Origin of the sequence: Streptomyces pactum, assembly GCF_016031615.1 — a bacterium.
Classification (GTDB): Bacteria; Actinomycetota; Actinomycetes; order Streptomycetales; family Streptomycetaceae; genus Streptomyces; species Streptomyces pactus.
The window spans coordinates 3,066,289-3,084,210 of sequence record NZ_JACYXC010000001.1 but is presented as its reverse complement, the minus strand read 5'-3'; the positions used below and the strand labels follow the sequence as shown (position 1 = coordinate 3,084,210).

Sequence of the window (17,922 nt, the reverse complement as noted above, 5' to 3'; positions counted from 1 at the left end):
CGCACCACCCCACGCCCGTGCCCCGTCCGCAGCGCGCCCACGTCGGCGTCGTACCCCCGACCGCGTCCCCGACGCCGTCCGCGTCGCGCCCACGCCCCACGCGTCCGCGACGCCGTGCGCGTGGGGCCCACGCCCCCGACCGCGTCCGGCCCGGGCGGGTCCGCCCGGCCGATCCCGGCCCGGCGCCCGGGAGGGCCCGGGGCGGGTCCGGCCCCCGGGTCCGGCGCCGGGGCCCTTCGGACGCCGGGCCGTGGCCCGGCAGCGGCTCCGCCCGCCGCCGTCCGGCAGCGGTCGCGTGTCCCCGCCGGGGTGGTGATGATGGGAAAGGGGCGCCGTGGGCGGCAGCCGCGGCGACACCGGAGAGGGGCCCGTGGGCCCGGCAGGCGCCGGTGGGCCCTGGAGGAGGCAGAACACATGACCACCGCCGCAGACATCATGCATCCGGGCGCCCAGTGGATCCCGCGCTGGGAGACGCTGGACCGGGCGGCCCAGGTGATGCGGGATCTGGACGTCGGAGCCCTGCCGATCAGCGACGAGAACGAGCGGCTGTGCGGCATCCTGACCGACCGCGACATCGTGGTCGGGTGTGTGGCGATGGGCCACGACCCGGCGTCCGTGACCGCGGGCGACATGGCCAAGGGAACCCCGCGCTGGATCAACGCGGACGCCGATGTGAGCGAAGTGCTCCACGAGATGGAGGAGCACCGCATCCGCCGGCTGCCGGTGATCGACAACAAGCGGCTGGTCGGCATGATCAGTGAGGCGGACCTCGCCCGGCACCTCACCGACGAGGAGGTGGCGGAGTTCGCGCAGCGGATCTACGCGGCCTCGTGACCACCGCGGCCGCCGGTCCGCCGGCGGCCGGGCCCGACCGCCGGCCCGTCCTCGGCCGGGCCCGGAACGGGCGGAGGGCCATCGCCCCGGCAGCACCGGGGCGACGGCCCTCACCTGTGTGACGACGTGACTACAGGACGCGGACGGCCCCGGTCGGCATGTCGTAGCTCATGTCCCGGATGACGACGCCGGTGCCGGAGTTCTGGGCACCGATGAACTTGCCGTCGCCGATGTAGACGGCGACGTGGTAGGCGCTGCCGGCGCTTCCCCAGTAGAGGATGTCGCCCGGCTGGACGTTGCTCAGCGAGACCTGGGTGCCGGTCACCGACTGGTCCTGCGACACGCGCGGCAGGCTGATGTTGATCTGGCGGAACGCGGTCTGGGTCAGCCCGGAGCAGTCGTACGAGGACGGACCGGTCGCGCCCGGCACGTACGCCTTGCCGACCTGCGCGTGCAGGAAGCTGAGCAGCGTGGAGACGCTGCCGGAGGAGGACGAGGAGGGGGCCTGGGTGCTGGTGCCGCTGCTGGTGGCCGGGGTGTCGGCGGTCGACCGGGTGTTGAGCGAGGTGCGCTCCTGCGACCGGGACGCCCGCTCGCGCTCGGCCTGCTCCTCCTTGGCCTTCGCGGCCCGCTCGGCGGCGGCCTTCCGCTGGGCCTCCCGCTCGGCCTTGGCCTTCCGCTCGGCCTCTTCCTTCGCCTTCTTGGCGTCCTTGGCGGCCTGCGCGGCAGCCTTGTCCTGCTGTGCCTGCAGCTCGTAACCGAATGCCGCTTCCTCGGTGGCCGCGGCGGTCTTCGCGGCCGTGTCCGTCAGCGCGTCGCTGACGGTCGGCATCTCCAGCGTGGACTCGGCCGCGGCCGGCTCGGCGGCGGTGGCCTGCATCGTGGTGCCGGCCACCGCGAGGCTGAGAATGCCACCGGTCACCCCGGCTCGGAGTGCCCGCGTCGAGGACGCGGTACGGCGGGGCTTCCGGTGGCTGGGTATGTGTGCGACAGGGGACATGGGTACACGGCTATCAGGGCGTGTGCGTTGAGATCAACAAACGTGACGTGCGCCACACTTGGCGTGTACGCGCCCTAAATTCCGGCTCCTCACCGCGAAACGGTGGCGGTCCGCCGCTGTCCGAAATCCTCGATCATGTGCATACGCATGGCGTTTGCGACCTTGGGCGCCACACTCGGGGCCCTATCACCTTTTCGAGCGGCGCACCAAGGTTTCCTGGGAAATCGAGATAGACAAGTAGTGTGAGCGTGGGATACGTCACGTTGCCGGCGCCCCGTTCCGGACGCTCGCGATCCGCCTCCCGGGCGCCGCCCTCCCGTGGCCGCCCGCCCGGACCACTCCCGCCGAACCGCCCCGTACCGCGCCATACCGTTCCCGCCCCGGCCCGCCCCGCGCCACGCCGTCCCCGGGGCATCCCGCATCGCGCCGTCCCGCGTGGACCCTGCCGCCGCGCCGGTGGCCTTTCGCCCCGCATCGGCCGTCCGTCCCGTCGAGCCGGCGGCCCCGTGTGCACGACCGGCCTCTCGCCCCGCCGCCACCGTGCCGTGCCGTGTGCACCGCTTCACGAGCCGCCGCGAGCGGCCCCGGCCGGGCGGCGACCGGCGAGCGGCCGGCGACGGCCGGTCCGCGGTCGCCGCCGGACCGTCGCCCGGCCCGCTCCGCCCACCGCCCGGCCCCGGCCCGCCGCCGGGCTCTCCCTCGTACGAGCGGATCTCCTTTATCAGTTGACGACGTTCCGCGCCAATTTGCGGTAGCAGGGATTCCTTGATAATGCCAGACCGCCGTGACCAGCGTCGACGGCTCCAAATATCACTTCTGGTGATCAGTCGAACGCTTTGCGTGTGTAGATAACCGCTCATACGACTTCATGATCCTTCGTCAGGTGGTGGAGATCACAAAGCCGTTCCTGTACCCCGTGTCGCAGATCACAGGACGACAGGCATAGGATGCAGGCGAATCGGGCTTGTGAACTGCCTCACATAACCACGATCTGTGTGCGGTGGTGAGCCTGCCTGGTGCAGTCCACCCCCCGCCTCGGGCCGGGGGAACCCCACAGTCATCGTCGACGAAGGGAGCGAGGACGGTGAACGCATACGCGCCCATCCTCGTACTGGGAGCCCTCGGGGCCGGTTTCGCGATCTTCTCCGTCTTCATGGCGTCGATCGTCGGCCCCAAGCGCTACAACCGGGCCAAGCTCGAAGCCTACGAATGCGGCATCGAGCCGACCCCGCAGCCGGCCGGCGGCGGGCGCTTCCCGATCAAGTACTACCTGACGGCGATGCTCTTCATCGTCTTCGACATCGAGATCGTCTTCCTCTACCCGTGGGCCGTCACCTTCGACGCCCTGGGGCTGTTCGGACTCGTGGAAATGCTCCTCTTCGTCCTCACCGTCTTCGTCGCCTACGCCTACGTCTGGCGCCGCGGCGGCCTGGAGTGGGACTAGGGGCGAACGGCCGGAGCGGAGCTCAAGGGAGAGAGGGCACATCGGATGGGTATCGAAGAGAAACTGCCGAGCGGGTTCCTGCTCACCACGGTGGAGAACGCGGCCGGTCTGGCCCGCAAGTCCTCGGTCTTCGGCGCCACCTTCGGGCTCGCGTGCTGCGCGATCGAGATGATGGCCACCGGCGCCGGGCGCTACGACATGGCGCGCTGGGGCATGGAGGTCTGGCGTGGCTCCCCCCGCCAGGCCGATCTGATGATCGTCGCCGGGCGGGTGAGCCAGAAGATGGCCCCGGTGCTCCGCCAGGTCTACGACCAAATGCCGAACCCCAAGTGGGTGATCGCGATGGGCGTGTGCGCCTCCTCCGGCGGCATGTTCAACAACTACGCGATCGTGCAGGGCGTGGACCACATCGTGCCGGTGGACATCTATCTGCCCGGCTGTCCGCCCCGCCCCGAGATGCTGCTCGACGCGATCATCAAGCTGCACGAGAAGATCCGCGACGAGAAGCTCGGCGTCAACCGCGTACGCGCGGCCCGCGAGGCGGAGGAAGCGGCGCTCAAGGCGCTCCCGACCATCGAGATGAAGGGGCTGCTGCGGTGAATGACTCCAGCACCCACGACCCGGGCCCCGGCGGGGTCAACCCCGAGCAGGACCTCAACGCGCAGAACCTGCCGGGCCAGCGCGGTGACCGGGGCGAGACCATCCGCGTGCAGCAGGGCATGTTCGGCGCCAACAACGGCGGCGACACCTCGGGCTACGGCGGGCTGGTGCGGGGCATCCGGATGCCCGGCCCGGCCACCCGCCCGTACGGGGGCCCGCGCTCCCGGGACGCGTACGGGGAGTTCGACGAGATCGCCGACGAGCTCGAAGGCGCCCTGGAGGAACAGGGGCTGGTGCCCGGCGAGGTCATCGAGAAGACCGTGGTGGACCGCGACGAGCTGACCTTCCACATCGCCCGCGAACACCTGCCGCAGGTGGCCCGCACCCTGCGCGACGACCCCGCGCTGCGCTTCGAGATCTGCACCGGGGTGAGCGGGGTGCACTACCCCGGCGACACCGGCCGGGAGCTGCACGCCGTCTACCACCTGCGGTCGATCACCCACAACCGGCTGATCCGGCTGGAGGTGACCGCGCCCGACCGGGACCCGCACATCCCGTCGATCGTCTCGGTCTACCCGACCAACGACTGGCACGAGCGGGAGACCTACGACTTCTTCGGCCTGGTCTTCGACGGCCATCCGTCGCTCACCCGGATCATGATGCCCGACGACTGGCAGGGCCACCCGCAGCGCAAGGACTACTCACTCGGCGGCATCCCCGTCGAGTACAAGGGCGCCGAGATCCCGGCGCCCGACCAGCGGAGGTCGTACAGCTGATGTCTTCCCCGAACTCATCGACCAGGCCGGCCCCCGCTCCCGCGCGGGAGACCACCGAGGGACCCGTCTACACGGTCACCGGCGGCGACTGGGACGAGGTCGTCGCCGCCGCGGCCCGGTCCGACGACGAGCGGATCGTGGTCAACATGGGTCCGCAGCACCCGTCCACCCACGGCGTGCTCCGGCTCATCCTGGAGATCGACGGCGAGACGGTCACCGAGGCCCGCTGCGGGATCGGCTACCTGCACACCGGCATCGAGAAGAACCTCGAATACCGGAACTGGACGCAGGGCACCACCTTCGTCACGCGCATGGACTACCTGACGCCGTTCTTCAACGAGGTGGCCTACTGCCTCGGCGTGGAGCGGCTGCTGGGCATCGAGGACCAGATCCCCGAGCGGGCCTCGGTCATCCGCGTCATGCTCATGGAGCTCAACCGGATCTCCTCGCACCTGGTCTACGCCGCCACCGGCGGCATGGAGCTCGGCGCCATCACCGTGATGTTCACCGGCTTCCGGGACCGGGAGATGGTCCTGGACCTGTTCGAGCTGATCACCGGGCTGCGGATGAACCACGCCTTCGTCCGCCCCGGCGGCCTCGCCCAGGACCTGCCCCCGGGCGCCGTGGACCAGGTGCGGGCCTTCGTGAAGAAGATGCGGAAGAACCTCGCCGAGTACGACAAGCTCGCCAGCGGCAACCCCATCTTCAAGGGGCGCACCCAGAACGTCGGCCACCTCGACCTGGCCGGGTGCATGGCGCTGGGCATCACCGGGCCGATACTGCGCGCCACCGGGCTCCCGCACGACCTGCGCAAGTCCCGGCCCTACTGCGGCTACGAGAACTACGAGTTCGACGTGCCCACCGCCGACACCTGCGACGCCTACGGCCGCTTCCTGATCCGGGTCGAGGAGATGCACCAGTCGCTGCGGATCGTCGAGCAGTGCCTGGACCGGCTCCGCCCCGGCCCGGTGATGGTCGCCGACAAGAAGATCGCCTGGCCCGCGCAGCTGGCGCTCGGCCCGGACGGGCTCGGCAACTCCCTCGACCACATCAAGAAGATCATGGGCACCTCGATGGAGGCCCTGATCCACCACTTCAAGCTGGTCACCGAGGGCTTCCGGGTGCCGCCCGGCCAGGCATACGCGGCGATCGAGTCGCCCAAGGGCGAGCTGGGCGTGCACGTGGTCAGCGACGGCGGCACCCGCCCCTACCGGGTCCACTTCCGCGACCCGTCCTTCACCAACCTGCAGTCCGTGGCGGCGATGTGCGAAGGCGGCCAGGTCGCCGACGTCATCGTGGCCGTGGCGTCCATCGACCCCGTGATGGGAGGCGTCGACAGGTGAGCGTCGCACGCACCGAAGGCGCCCGCGCACGACGCGGGGCGCCGCACCCCCCGCTCCCGCCCGGCCCCGCCGCGGGCCCGGCGGCCACCTCGGGAGACGCACCCAGGGAGGCACTGTGACAGACGTGAGTCTGGGAATGCCCCAGCTGCCCGCCCCGGACTACCCGGCCGAGGTCCGCACCCGGCTGGAGGCCGACGCCCGGGAGGTGATCGCCCGCTACCCCGGCAGCCGCAGCGCCCTGCTGCCGCTGCTGCACCTGGTGCAGTCCGAGGAGGGGTACGTCACCCGCACCGGCATCCGCTTCTGCGCCGAGATGCTCGACCTCACCCCCGCCGAGGTCACCGCGGTCGCCACCTTCTACACCATGTACCGGCGCAAGCCCTCCGGCGACTACCAGGTCGGGGTGTGCACCAACACGCTGTGCGCGGTGATGGGCGGCGACGCGATCTACGAGGCCCTCCAGGAGCACCTGCGGATCGCCGGCGGCGAGACCACCGAGGACGGCAAGGTCACCCTCGAACACATCGAGTGCAACGCGGCCTGCGACTACGCGCCCGTGGTGATGGTCAACTGGGAGTTCTTCGACAACCAGACGCCCGAGTCCGCCCGCCGGCTGGTGGACGACCTGCGGGCCGGCCGCACCGTCGAGCCCACCCGGGGCGCCCCGCTGTGCACCTACAAGGAGACCGCGCGCATCCTCGCCGGCTTCCCCGACCCCCGGCCCGGCGCGGTGGAGGCCACCGGCGGAGGCGGCCACGCCTCGCTGATCGGGCTCAAGCTCGCCAAGGGCGAGGCCGCCCCCGGCCGCCTGGTCTCCCAGCGCGGCGCCGGGCAGCCCGCCGACGCCCCCGCCGGGCAGTACGACCGGGCCGACGCCCCCGGCGCGGCCCCGCCCGGCCACCCCAGCTCGCACGACGCGCCGCGCACCACCGCCGCCTCGGACCCGCACCACCCGGCCGGTCCCGTCGGTGAGGAGGGGGAGTGATGACCGTGGTCACCCGTAACGACGGTTCCTCCCGGCCGGACGCCGGCGGCGGAACGGGCCCGGAGAAGCTGCTCGCCCCGGTGCTCTCCGCCTTCTGGGACGAGCCGGACCCCTGGACGCTGCGCACCTACCTGCGCCACGACGGGTACGAGGGCCTGCGCAAGGCCCTGGCGATGCCCCCCGACGACGTGATCGCGCTGGTCAAGGACGCCGGCCTGCGCGGCCGCGGCGGCGCCGGCTTCCCCACCGGCATGAAGTGGCAGTTCATCCCGCAGGGCGACGGCAAACCCCACTACCTGGTGGTCAACGCCGACGAGTCCGAACCCGGCACCTGCAAGGACATCCCCCTCCTCTTCGCCAACCCGCACGCGCTCATCGAGGGCATGGCCATCGCCTGCCACGCCATCCGCTCCACCCACGCCTTCATCTACCTGCGCGGCGAGGTGGTCCCGGTGCTGCGCCGCCTCCACGAGGCGGTGCGCGAGGCGTACCGGGCGGGCTACCTGGGCACCGCCGCCGAACGCGCACGCGCCCTGGGCATCGACGACCTCCCGCCGCTGGAGATCACCGTGCACGCCGGCGCCGGCGCGTACATCTGCGGTGAGGAGACCGCCCTGCTGGACTCCCTGGAAGGACGCCGCGGCCAGCCCCGGCTGCGGCCCCCCTTCCCCGCGGTCGCCGGCCTGTACGCCTGCCCCACCGTGGTGAACAACGTCGAGTCCATCGCCTCGGTTCCCGCCATCCTCCACCGGGGCAAGGAGTGGTTCCGCTCGATGGGCAGCGAGAAGTCCCCCGGCTTCACGCTGTACTCGCTCTCCGGGCACGTCGCCGCCCCCGGCCAGTACGAGGCGCCGCTGGGCATCACGCTGCGCCAGCTGCTCGACCTCAGCGGCGGCATGCGCCCCGGCCACCGGCTCAAGTTCTGGACCCCCGGCGGCTCCTCCACCCCGATCCTCACCGACGAGCACCTCGACGTGCCGCTGGACTACGAGGGCGTGGGCGCGGCCGGTTCGATGCTCGGCACCAAGGCGCTCCAGTGCTTCGACGAGACCACCTGCGTGGTGCGGGCGGTGACCCGGTGGACCGAGTTCTACGCCCACGAGTCCTGCGGCAAGTGCACCCCCTGCCGGGAGGGCACCTACTGGCTGGTCCAGCTGCTGCGCGACATCGAGGACGGCAAGGGCCGCACCGAGGACCTCGACAAGCTCGCCGACATCGCCGACAACATCAACGGCAAGTCGTTCTGCGCCCTCGGTGACGGCGCCGCCTCGCCGATCTTCTCCTCCCTGAAGTACTTCCGGGCCGAGTACGAGGAGCACATCACCGGCCGCGGCTGCCCCTTCGACCCGGCCAGGTCCACCGCCTGGGCGGACGGCCCGAAGACCGCTCACCTGGAGGTGAACGCATGACCGTGACCGCCGACGCCCCCGCCGGGGGAGGGCAGGCACCGGTCCCTCCCCAGGACCTGGTCACCCTCACCATCGACGGGATCGAGATCTCCGTCCCCAAGGGCACCCTGGTGATCCGGGCCGCGGAACTCCTCGGCATCGAGATCCCGCGCTTCTGCGACCACCCGCTGCTGGACCCGGCCGGCGCCTGCCGCCAGTGCATCGTCGAGGTGGAGGGCCAGCGCAAGCCGATGGCCTCCTGCACCATCACCTGCACCGACGGCATGGTGGTGCGCACCCAGCTCACCTCGCCGGTGGCCGAGAAGGCGCAGCGCGGCGTGATGGAGCTGCTGCTGATCAACCACCCGCTGGACTGCCCGGTCTGCGACAAGGGCGGCGAGTGCCCGCTGCAGAACCAGGCGATGTCCACCGGCGACCCGGACACCCGCTTCGAGGGGCGCAAGCGGACCTTCGCCAAGCCGGTGCCGATCTCCCCGCAGGTGCTGCTGGACCGCGAGCGCTGCGTGCTGTGCGCCCGCTGCACCCGCTTCTCCCAGCAGATCGCCGGCGACCCGATGATCGAGCTGCTGGAGCGCGGCGCCCTGCAGCAGGTCGGCACCGGTGAGGGCGAGCCGTTCGAGAGCTACTTCTCCGGCAACACCATCCAGATCTGCCCGGTCGGCGCGCTCACCTCGGCCGCCTACCGGTTCCGCTCCCGCCCCTTCGACCTGGTCTCCTCGCCGAGCGTGTGCGAGCACTGCGCCGGCGGCTGCGCCACCCGCACCGACCACCGGCGCGGCAAGGTGATGCGGCGGCTGGCGGCCAACGACCCGGAGGTCAACGAGGAGTGGCTGTGCGACAAGGGCCGCTTCGCCTTCCGCTACGCCCAGCTGCCGGACCGGCTCACCCACCCGCTGGTGCGCAACCGCGACACCGGTGAGCTGGAGCGGGCGAGCTGGCCGGAGGCGCTGCGGGCCGCCGCCGAGGGGCTGGCCGCCGCCCGGGGCCGGGCCGGGGTGCTCACCGGCGGCCGGCTGACGGTGGAGGACGCCTACGCCTACGCCAAGTTCGCCCGGGTGGTGCTGGACACCAACGACGTGGACTTCCGGGCCCGCGCGCACAGCAGCGAGGAGGCCGACTTCCTCGCCGCGCACGTCGCCGGCCGCGGCACGGACGTCACCCACACCGCGCTGGAGCGGTCCCCGGCGGTGCTGCTCGCCGGGCTGGAGGCCGAGGAGGAGGCGCCCGGGGTTTTCCTGCGGCTGCGCAAGGCGCACCGCGGCCACGGCCAGCGCACCTTCGGCCTGGCCAGCCACGCCAGCCGCGGCCTGGTCAAGGCGGGCGGCACGCTGCTGCCGGCCGCCCCCGGCACCGAGCCGCAGTGGCTGGACGCGCTGGCCGCGGCCGGCGACGGCGGCGACGGCTTCGGCCTGGACGAGGCCGGGCGGCAGGCGGCCGCGGCGCTCCGCGCCGAGGGGGCGCTGATCCTGGCCGGGGAGCGGCTGGCCGCCGTCCCCGGCGCGTTCACCGCCGCGGTCCGGCTCGCCGCCGCCACCGGCGCCCGCCTGGTGTGGATCCCGCGCCGGGCCGGGGAGCGCGGGGCGGTGGAGGCCGGCGCGCTGCCGGTCCTGCTGCCGGGCGGCCGCCCCGCCCACGACGCGCGGGCCCGCCAGGAGGTCGCCGAGGTGTGGGGGGTGCCGGCCCTGCCGCACGCCTACGGGCGGGACACCGCCCACATCGTGGAGGCCGCGGCCGGCGGCGAGCTGCGGGCGCTGCTGGTGGCCGGCGTGGAGGTGGCGGACCTGCCCGACCCGGCCCGCGCCGCCGAGGCGCTGGACGCGGTGGACTTCCTGGTCAGCGTGGAGCAGCGGCCGGGTGAGGTGACCGCGCGGGCCGATGTGGTGCTGCCGGTGGCCGCGGTCGCGGAGAAGCCCGGCACCTTCCTCAACTGGGAGGGCCGCGCCCGCCCGTTCGAGACGGCGATCAGGCCGGCGCAGGCCACCCGGCCGCACCTGCCGCCCGACGCCCGGGTGCTGCACATGCTCGCCGACGCCCTCGGCGTACCGCTGGGCCTGCCGGACCTGGCCGCCGTCCACCGGGAGCTGGAGCGGCTCGGCCGGTGGACCGGGCCGCGCCCGGCCGGTCCGGCGGCGAGCGGCGGGCCGCTGCCCCGCCCCGAGGCCGGCCAGGCGGTCCTGGCCGGGCACCGGCTGCTGCTGGACCGGGGCCGGCTCCAGGAGGGCGACGAGGCGCTGGCCGGCACCCGGCACGCCGCGGTCGCCCGGCTCTCCCCGGCCACCGCCGCCGAGGCCGGGGTCGCCGACGGCGAACCGCTCGCCGTCACCGGCCCGGACGGCTCGGTGGTCCTGCCGCTGTGCGTCACCCCGATGCCCGACCGGGTGGTGTGGCTGCCGCTGAACTCGCCCGTCCGGACCACCGGCGCGCAGCTGTCGAGCACGGTGCGGCGCGACACCGGGGCCCGCCCGGGCGACCTCGTCCGCATCGGCCCGGCCGCGGCCGCGCCGGTCGTCACCGAAGCCACCGAACCGGAGGTGCGCGCGTGACTGCCCCCACCCACATCGAGGCCGGCCACCGGGTGCTGGCCGCCGAGGACCTGTCCCTGTTCGGCGGGGACCCGTGGTGGCTGATCCTGCTGAAGGTCGTCTTCTGCTTCGCGATGCTGATGGTGACCGTGCTGATCGCCATCGTCTTCGAGCGGAAGATCCTCGGCTGGATGCAGCAGCGCATCGGCCCCAACCGGCACGGCCCCTGGGGCATGCTGCAGTCCCTCGCGGACGGCGTGAAGCTGATGCTCAAGGAGGACGTGGTCGTCAAACGCGCCGACAAGGCGGTGTACGTCCTGGCGCCGATCGTCGCCGCGGTGCCGGCGTTCATGTCGGTCGCGGTGATCCCGTTCGGCCCGGCCGGCAACGAGGTGTCGGTCTTCGGTGAGCGGACCGCGATGCAGCTGACCGACCTGCCGATCGCGGTGCTGTACATCCTGGCCACCGCCTCGGTGGGCATCTACGGCATCGTGCTGGCCGGCTGGTCCTCGGGGTCCACGTACCCGCTGCTGGGCGGGCTGCGCTCGTGCGCCCAGATGATCAGCTACGAGATCGCGATGGGCCTGTCCTTCGCGGCGGTGTTCATCCACTCCGGCTCGATGTCCACCTCGGCGATCGTGGACGCGCAGGGGGAGCGCTGGTTCGCGGTGCTGCTGCCGGTCTCCTTCCTCATCTACATCGTGGCGATGATCGGCGAGACCAACCGGGCCCCGTTCGACATGCCGGAGTCCGAGGGCGACCTGGTCGGCGGCTTCAACACCGAGTATTCGTCGATCAAGTTCGCGATGTTCATGCTCGCCGAGTACATCAACATGGTCACCGTCTCGATGGTCGCCGTCACCCTTTTCCTGGGCGGCTGGCGGGCCCCGTGGCCGGTCAGCGGCTTCTGGGAGGGCGCCAACCACGGCTGGTGGCCGCTGCTGTGGTTCCTGCTCAAGGTCAGCGCCACCCTCTTCGTCTTCATCTGGGTCCGCGCCTCGGTGCCGCGGGTGCGCTACGACCAGTTCATGAAGCTGGGGTGGAAGGTCCTCATCCCGGTCTCCATGGTCTGGCTGATGCTGGTCGCCACCGTGCGTGCGCTGCGGAACGAGGGCTACGACTTCCAGCGGATCGTGCTCTACGTCGGCGGCGGGGTGATCGCGCTGCTGCTGATCTCGTTCGTCCTCGACGTCCTCCGCGACCGGGAGGACAAGCGGGTGGCCGCCGAGGAGGAGGCGGCCGGCGCGCCGCCCTTCGACCCGCTGGCCGGCGGCTTCCCGGTGCCGCCGCTGCCCGGACAGACCCTGCCGCCCGTACCCCGTCGCCGGCCGCGCCAGGAGCGTCAGCTGGTCGGCAACGGACCGGCGGAGACCACCCACGGTGAGGAGGCCGACGGTGCCCGATAACAACAGCGGCCAGGAGTCCTCCCGGACGTCCTGGCAGAACCCCGTCGCGGGCTTCGGTGTGACCTTCGCGAACATGTTCAAGAAGCGGATCACCGAGCAGTACCCCGAGTACAAGAAGCCCACGGCGCCCCGCTTCCACGGCCGTCACCAGCTCAACCGGCACCCCGACGGGCTGGAGAAGTGCGTCGGCTGTGAGCTGTGCGCGTGGGCCTGCCCGGCGGACGCGATCTACGTGGAGGGCGCGGACAACACCGACGAGGAGCGCTACTCGCCGGGCGAGCGGTACGGCCGCGTCTACCAGATCAACTACCTGCGCTGCATCCTGTGCGGGCTGTGCGTGGAGGCGTGCCCGACCCGGGCGCTGACCATGACCAACGAGTACGAACTCGCCGACCGGTCGCGCGCCTCGCTGATCTACACCAAGGAGGAGCTGCTCGCCGGGCTGACCGAGGGGATGGTGGACACCCCGCACGCCATCTTCCCGGGCATGGACGAGCAGGACTACTACCGCGGCCTGGTCACCGAGGCCGCGCCCGGCACCGAGCGCCAGGTGGCGCGGAGCCAGGGCGAGGAGATGCCGGTGGACTCCGAGCCGGCCGGGCCCGCCGACGTGGCCGGCACCTCGCCGGGCACCTCCGGCGCGGGCGGTGGAGCGGGCAGTGACCGCGCCTCGGGCAAGGAGGTCCGGGCATGAGCGGCACGCTCGCGGCGGCCACCACCTCCACCGGCGAGGCGGTGCAGTTCTGGGTGCTGGGCACCATCGCGGTGATCGGGGCGCTGGCCACCGTGCTGATGAAGAAGGCCGTGCACTCGGCGCTCAGCCTCGCCGGCACCATGATCATCCTGGCGGTGTTCTACCTCGCCAACGGGGCGTACTTCCTGGGCGTCGCCCAGATCGTCGTCTACACCGGCGCGGTCATGATGCTCTTCCTCTTCGTCGTCATGCTGGTCGGGGTCACCGCCGCCGACTCGCTGAAGGAGACGCTCAAGGGGCAGCGCTGGCTGGCCGCGCTGTGCGGGCTGGGCTTCGGCGTCCTGCTGTGCGCGGGGATCGGCCACGCCTCGCTGTCGGAGTGGAACGGCACCGGCGAGGCGAACGCCGGCGGCAACGTGCAGGGCCTGGCGGAACTCATCTTCACCGACTACGTCTTCGCCTTCGAGATCACCGGCGCGCTGCTGATCACCGCCGCGGTCGGCGCGATGGTCCTCACCCACCGGGAGCGCACCGAGGGCCGCCGCACCCAGCGCGAACTGTCCGCCGAGCGCATCCGCACCGGCCGGGCCCACCCCACCGGTCCGGGCGGGAAGGACGCCGCCTGGCCGCTGCCCACCCCGGCCCCCGCGCCCGGGGTGTACGCCCGGCACAACGCGGTGGACCTCCCCGGGCTGCTGCCCGACGGCACCTCCTCGGACCACACCGTCAACGCCACCCTGCGCGGCCGCGGCCAGGTCCGGGACGTGTCCGGCAAGGCCCTGGCCGACCTCGCGGCGCTGGAGCAGCGCGCGGGGGAGTGGCGGCAGCAGCGCGGCGGCACCGGCTCCACCCGGTACCGCCCCGAGCACGCCGGTTCCGACCGGCACCGCCCGGATCCGGAGCCGGGCGCCCCGGCCGGCGTGCCCTCCGGCCGCGCCGGCGAGGGCGGCGCCGGCGGAACCGATGACGGTCACCCATCCGAGGGAGGCGCCCGGTGAACCCGGTCAACTACCTGTACCTGGCGTCGCTGCTGTTCACCATCGGCGCGGCCGGGGTGCTGCTGCGGCGGAACGCCATCGTGGTGTTCATGTGCGTGGAGCTGATGCTCAACGCCTGCAACCTCGCGTTCGTCGCCTTCTCCCGCCTGCACGGCAACCTCGACGGGCAGATCGTGGCCTTCTTCACCATGGTGGTCGCCGCGGCCGAGGTCGTGGTCGGCCTCGCCATCATCGTGATGATCTTCCGCTCCCGCCACTCGGCCTCGGTCGACGACGCCAGCCTGATGAAGCTCTAGAAGGGGTCGCGTTCAAGTGGAGAACCTCATCGGACTGCTCATCGCGGCGCCGTTGCTCGGCGCCGTGGTGCTGCTCTGCGGCGGGCGCCGTACCGACCGCACCGGCCCCTGGCTGGGCACCGCGTTCGCCGCGGTCTCGTTCGTGCTCGGCGCGGTGCTCTTCATCGACATGCTGGGCGCGGACGAGCACGACCGGGCGCTGCACAGCCACCTGTTCAGCTGGGTCCCGGTCGGGGGCTTCCGGGCGGACGTGGCGTTCCAGCTCGACCAGCTGTCGATGACCTTCGTGCTGCTGATCACCGGTGTGGGCACGCTGATCCACATCTACTCGATCGGCTACATGGAGCACGACGAGCGCCGCCGCCGCTTCTTCGGCTACCTCAACCTCTTCCTGGCGGCGATGCTGCTGCTGGTGCTCGCCGACAACTACCTGCTGCTCTACGTCGGCTGGGAGGGCGTCGGCCTCGCCTCGTACCTGCTCATCGGGTTCTGGCAGCACAAGCCCAGCGCCGCCACCGCGGCGAAGAAGGCGTTCATCGTCAACCGGGTGGGCGACGTCGGCCTGTCCATCGCGATCATGCTGATGTTCACCACCTTCGGCACGTTCGCCTTCGGGCCGGTGCTCGCCGGCGCCGAGGAGGCGGGCGAGGGCAAGCTGACCGCGATCGGGCTGATGCTGCTGCTGGCGGCCTGCGGCAAGTCGGCGCAGGTGCCGCTGCAGTCCTGGCTGGGCGACGCGATGGAGGGCCCGACCCCGGTCTCGGCCCTGATCCACGCCGCCACCATGGTGACCGCCGGCGTCTACCTCATCACCCGGTCCGGCGCGATCTTCAACGCCGCGCCGGACGCGCAGACCGCGGTGGTCACCGTCGGCGCGGTGACGCTGCTGTTCGGTGCGATCGTCGGTTGCGCCAAGGACGACATCAAGAAGGCACTGGCCGGCTCGACCATGTCGCAGATCGGCTACATGATCCTCGCCGCCGGGCTGGGCCCGATCGGCTACGTCTTCGCCATCATGCACCTGGTCACCCACGGCTTCTTCAAGGCCGGGCTGTTCCTCGGCGCCGGCTCGGTGATGCACGCCATGAACGACGAGGTGGACATGCGCAAGTACGGCGGCCTGCGCCGGTACATGCCGGTCACCTTCGTCACCTTCGGCCTGGGCTACCTCGCCATCATCGGCTTCCCCGGACTGTCCGGCTTCTGGTCCAAGGACAAGATCATCGAAGCGGCGTTCGCCAAGGGCGGCGCCGAGGGCTGGATCCTGGGCGGCACGGCGCTGCTGGGCGCGGCCATCACCGCGTACTACATGACCCGGGTGATGCTGCTGACGTTCTTCGGCGAGAAGCGCTGGCAGCCCGCCCCGGACCCGGACGCCGCCGCCGACGTGGAACCCGGCGCCCCGGCGCGCCCCGGTGCCCTGCCGCACCCGCACGAGTCGCCGCGGTCGATGACCGTCCCGATGATCGTGCTCGCCTTCGGCTCGGTCTTCGCCGGCGGCCTGTTCAGCCTCAACGACGCGTTCGTGAAGTGGCTGGAGCCGGTGACCGGCCACGACCACGGCGACTCGCCGCTGAGCGCCGCCGCGGTGACCGCCGGCACGGTGGTGGTGCTGCTGATCGGGGTGGCGCTCGCCTGGACGAGTTACGGCCGCCGGCCGGTGCCGGTACAGGCCCCGCGCGGCTCCCTGCTGACCCGGGCCGCCCGCCGAGACCTGCTCCAGGACGACTTCAACCACGTGGCCCTGGTCAAGCCCGGCGAGTACCTCACCCGCGGCCTGGTCTACTTCGACCACAAGCTGGTGGACGGGGTGGTCAACGGCACCGCGGCCTCGGTCGGCGGCCTCTCCGGACGGCTGCGGAAGGCCCAGAACGGCTACGCCCGGACGTACGCGGTCTCCATGTTCGGCGGTACGGCGGTGCTCATCGCCGCGACCCTGCTGATGAGGGCGGTCTGATCCATGTCATTTCCTCTGCTGACGGCAACGGCCGCGGTCCCGGCGATCGGCGCGGTCGTCACCGCCGCCGTGCCCGCGGCCCGGCGGGACGCGGCCAAGTGGGTGGCGCTGCTGTTCTCGCTGGCCACCCTCGTCCTGGCCGCGGTGACGCTGGTCCGCTTCGACCCGGACGGCGACCGGTACCAGCTCACCGAGTCGCACGCCTGGATCTCGGACTTCGGGGTCCGCTACGAACTGGGCGTGGACGGCATCGGGGTGGTGCTGGTGGCGCTCACCGCGCTGCTGGTGCCGTTCGTCATCCTGGCCGGCTGGCACGACCCCGACCACCTGGAGGGGGAGCGGCCCGACCGGCGCTGGCGCCCCACCCAGGGCTTCTTCGCGCTCATCCTGATGGTCGAAGCGATGGTGGTGCTCTCCTTCGAGGCCACCGACGTCTTCCTCTTCTACGTCTTCTTCGAAGCCATGCTCATCCCGATGTACTTCCTCATCGGCGGCTTCGGGGACCGGGCCGGCGGCCGGACCGACCGGGAGGCGGCCACCCAGCGTACCTACGCCGCGGTGAAGTTCCTGCTGTACAACCTGGCCGGCGGGCTGATCATGCTCGCCGCGGTGGTCGGGCTGTACGCGGTGACCGCCGACGACCTGGGCACCGGCACCTTCTCGCTCCAGCGCATCACCGAGGCCCGGGCCGCCGGGGAGCTGGACATCGCCACCGGCACCGAACGCTGGCTCTTCCTCGGCTTCTTCTTCGCGTTCGCGGTCAAGGCCCCGCTGTGGCCGCTGCACACCTGGCTGCCGAACGCCATGGGGGAGGCGACCGCCCCGGTGGCCGTGCTGATCACCGCGGTGGTGGACAAGGTGGGCACCTTCGCGATGCTCCGCTTCTGCCTCCAGCTCTTCCCCGAGGCGAGCAAGTGGGCCACCCCCGTGGTCCTGGTGCTCGCCGTGATCAGCATCCTGTACGGGGCGCTGCTCGCGGTCGGCCAGCGGGACATCAAGCGGCTGATCGCCTACGCCTCCATCTCCCACTTCGGCTTCATCATCCTCGGCATCTTCGCGATGACCTCGCAGGGCCACAGCGGCGCCGGCCTCTACATGGTCAACCACGGCATCTCCACCGCGGCGCTGATGCTGGTCGCCGGGTTCCTCATCACCCGGCGCGGGTCCCGGCTGATCGCCGACTACGGCGGGGTGCAGAAGGTCGCCCCGGTGCTCGCGGGCACCTTCCTCGTCGGCGGCCTGGCCACCCTGTCGCTGCCCGGCCTGGCCCCGTTCGTCAGCGAGTTCCTGGTGCTGGTGGGCACCTTCAGCCGCTACCCGGCGCTGGGCGTGATCGCCACCGTGGGCATCGTGCTCGCCGCGCTGTACGTCCTGGTGCTGTACCAGCGCACCATGACCGGCCCGGTCAAGGAGGGCGTGCGCGGCATGCCGGACCTGCGGGCCCGGGAACTGGCGGTGGTGACGCCGCTGATCGCGCTGCTGATCTTCCTGGGGGTCTACCCCAAGCCGGTGACCGAGATCCTCGACCCGGCCGTCGACCACACCCTGTCGGTGGTCCACAAGAAGGACCCCGCGCCGGACCACCCCGTCACCGACGCGGGCCGGTTCGGCCACAGCCCCAAGGGCGACTCCCCCGCTCCCGGAGGTGCCAAGTGACC

General features: G+C 72.0%; 15 protein-coding genes. 14 read left to right on the top strand and 1 reads right to left on the bottom strand.

The annotated features are described in order from the left end of the window. The first annotated feature begins 414 nt into the window (after positions 1 to 414). Positions 415 to 834 (top strand): CBS domain-containing protein, encoded by a 420-nt coding sequence (locus IHE55_RS12100; protein WP_197989037.1) that lies wholly within the window; start codon positions 415 to 417, stop codon positions 832 to 834. A gap of 130 nt (positions 835 to 964) precedes the next feature. Here the strand turns inward: IHE55_RS12100 and IHE55_RS12095 are convergent, their stop codons facing one another. After that, complete coding sequence (locus tag IHE55_RS12095; RefSeq protein WP_197989036.1) at positions 965 to 1,834, bottom strand: C40 family peptidase; 870 nt, start codon at positions 1,832 to 1,834, stop codon at positions 965 to 967. A 1,084-nt stretch (positions 1,835 to 2,918) separates the two neighbouring features. On the opposite strand from IHE55_RS12095, the gene IHE55_RS12090 reads away from it, so the two are divergent. From IHE55_RS12090 to IHE55_RS12030, 13 genes are all read left to right on the top strand, one after another. Continuing rightward, the gene (locus tag IHE55_RS12090) at positions 2,919 to 3,278 is read left to right on the top strand and encodes an NADH-quinone oxidoreductase subunit A (RefSeq protein WP_197989035.1); all 360 of its coding nucleotides are present in this window, start codon (positions 2,919 to 2,921) and stop codon (positions 3,276 to 3,278) included. A gap of 45 nt (positions 3,279 to 3,323) precedes the next feature. Beyond that, positions 3,324 to 3,878, top strand: coding sequence for a NuoB/complex I 20 kDa subunit family protein (locus IHE55_RS12085; RefSeq protein WP_197989034.1), 555 nt, complete (start codon positions 3,324 to 3,326; stop codon positions 3,876 to 3,878). Continuing rightward, complete coding sequence (locus IHE55_RS12080; RefSeq protein WP_197989033.1) at positions 3,875 to 4,654, top strand: NADH-quinone oxidoreductase subunit C; 780 nt, start codon at positions 3,875 to 3,877, stop codon at positions 4,652 to 4,654. The genes IHE55_RS12085 and IHE55_RS12080 overlap by 4 nt, the downstream gene beginning before the upstream one ends. After that, positions 4,654 to 5,997: an NADH dehydrogenase (quinone) subunit D gene (gene nuoD / locus IHE55_RS12075; protein WP_197989032.1), complete on the top strand. Its 1,344-nt coding sequence runs from the start codon at positions 4,654 to 4,656 to the stop codon at positions 5,995 to 5,997. The genes IHE55_RS12080 and nuoD overlap by 1 nt, the downstream gene beginning before the upstream one ends. Positions 5,998 to 6,112: 115 nt before the next feature. Further along, the gene (gene nuoE / locus IHE55_RS12070) at positions 6,113 to 6,982 is read left to right on the top strand and encodes an NADH-quinone oxidoreductase subunit NuoE (protein ID WP_307826621.1); all 870 of its coding nucleotides are present in this window, start codon (positions 6,113 to 6,115) and stop codon (positions 6,980 to 6,982) included. Then, positions 6,982 to 8,391 (top strand): NADH-quinone oxidoreductase subunit NuoF, encoded by a 1,410-nt coding sequence (nuoF, locus tag IHE55_RS12065; RefSeq protein WP_197989031.1) that lies wholly within the window; start codon positions 6,982 to 6,984, stop codon positions 8,389 to 8,391. Before nuoE ends, nuoF begins: the two co-directional genes overlap by 1 nt. Further along, a complete protein-coding gene (locus IHE55_RS12060; protein WP_197989030.1) occupies positions 8,388 to 10,934 on the top strand; it encodes an NADH-quinone oxidoreductase subunit G in 2,547 nt (848 codons plus the stop codon). Before nuoF ends, IHE55_RS12060 begins: the two co-directional genes overlap by 4 nt. Then, positions 10,931 to 12,319: an NADH-quinone oxidoreductase subunit NuoH gene (gene nuoH, locus IHE55_RS12055; protein WP_372442659.1), complete on the top strand. Its 1,389-nt coding sequence runs from the start codon at positions 10,931 to 10,933 to the stop codon at positions 12,317 to 12,319. The genes IHE55_RS12060 and nuoH overlap by 4 nt, the downstream gene beginning before the upstream one ends. Beyond that, positions 12,309 to 13,013, top strand: a complete 705-nt coding sequence (gene nuoI / locus IHE55_RS12050; protein ID WP_197989029.1) for an NADH-quinone oxidoreductase subunit NuoI — start codon at positions 12,309 to 12,311, stop codon at positions 13,011 to 13,013. Before nuoH ends, nuoI begins: the two co-directional genes overlap by 11 nt. Continuing rightward, positions 13,010 to 14,011 carry an NADH-quinone oxidoreductase subunit J gene (locus IHE55_RS12045; protein ID WP_197989028.1) on the top strand — a complete coding sequence of 334 codons (1,002 nt, stop codon included), beginning with the start codon at positions 13,010 to 13,012 and terminating at the stop codon, positions 14,009 to 14,011. The genes nuoI and IHE55_RS12045 overlap by 4 nt, the downstream gene beginning before the upstream one ends. Beyond that, the gene (gene nuoK, locus IHE55_RS12040) at positions 14,008 to 14,307 is read left to right on the top strand and encodes an NADH-quinone oxidoreductase subunit NuoK (protein ID WP_197989027.1); all 300 of its coding nucleotides are present in this window, start codon (positions 14,008 to 14,010) and stop codon (positions 14,305 to 14,307) included. The genes IHE55_RS12045 and nuoK overlap by 4 nt, the downstream gene beginning before the upstream one ends. Before the next feature lie 16 nt (positions 14,308 to 14,323). After that, entirely contained in the window at positions 14,324 to 16,264 is a 1,941-nt protein-coding gene (gene nuoL, locus IHE55_RS12035) for an NADH-quinone oxidoreductase subunit L (RefSeq protein ID WP_197989026.1), read from the top strand. Between the two features lie 3 nt (positions 16,265 to 16,267). Then, on the top strand, positions 16,268 to 17,920 hold the full coding sequence (locus IHE55_RS12030) for an NADH-quinone oxidoreductase subunit M (protein ID WP_197989025.1): 1,653 nt from the start codon (positions 16,268 to 16,270) through the stop codon (positions 17,918 to 17,920). The last annotated feature ends 2 nt before the right edge of the window (positions 17,921 to 17,922 follow it).

Coding starts and splice junctions, on each gene's coding strand:
- IHE55_RS12100 (WP_197989037.1), top strand. CDS start 415: ATGACCACCGCCGCAGACATCATGCATCCGGGCGCCCAGTGGATCCCG.
- IHE55_RS12095 (WP_197989036.1), bottom strand. CDS start 1,834: ATGTCCCCTGTCGCACACATACCCAGCCACCGGAAGCCCCGCCGTACC.
- IHE55_RS12085 (WP_197989034.1), top strand. CDS start 3,324: ATGGGTATCGAAGAGAAACTGCCGAGCGGGTTCCTGCTCACCACGGTG.
- nuoD (WP_197989032.1), top strand. CDS start 4,654: ATGTCTTCCCCGAACTCATCGACCAGGCCGGCCCCCGCTCCCGCGCGG.
- nuoF (WP_197989031.1), top strand. CDS start 6,982: ATGACCGTGGTCACCCGTAACGACGGTTCCTCCCGGCCGGACGCCGGC.
- IHE55_RS12060 (WP_197989030.1), top strand. CDS start 8,388: ATGACCGTGACCGCCGACGCCCCCGCCGGGGGAGGGCAGGCACCGGTC.
- IHE55_RS12045 (WP_197989028.1), top strand. CDS start 13,010: ATGAGCGGCACGCTCGCGGCGGCCACCACCTCCACCGGCGAGGCGGTG.
- IHE55_RS12030 (WP_197989025.1), top strand. CDS start 16,268: ATGTCATTTCCTCTGCTGACGGCAACGGCCGCGGTCCCGGCGATCGGC.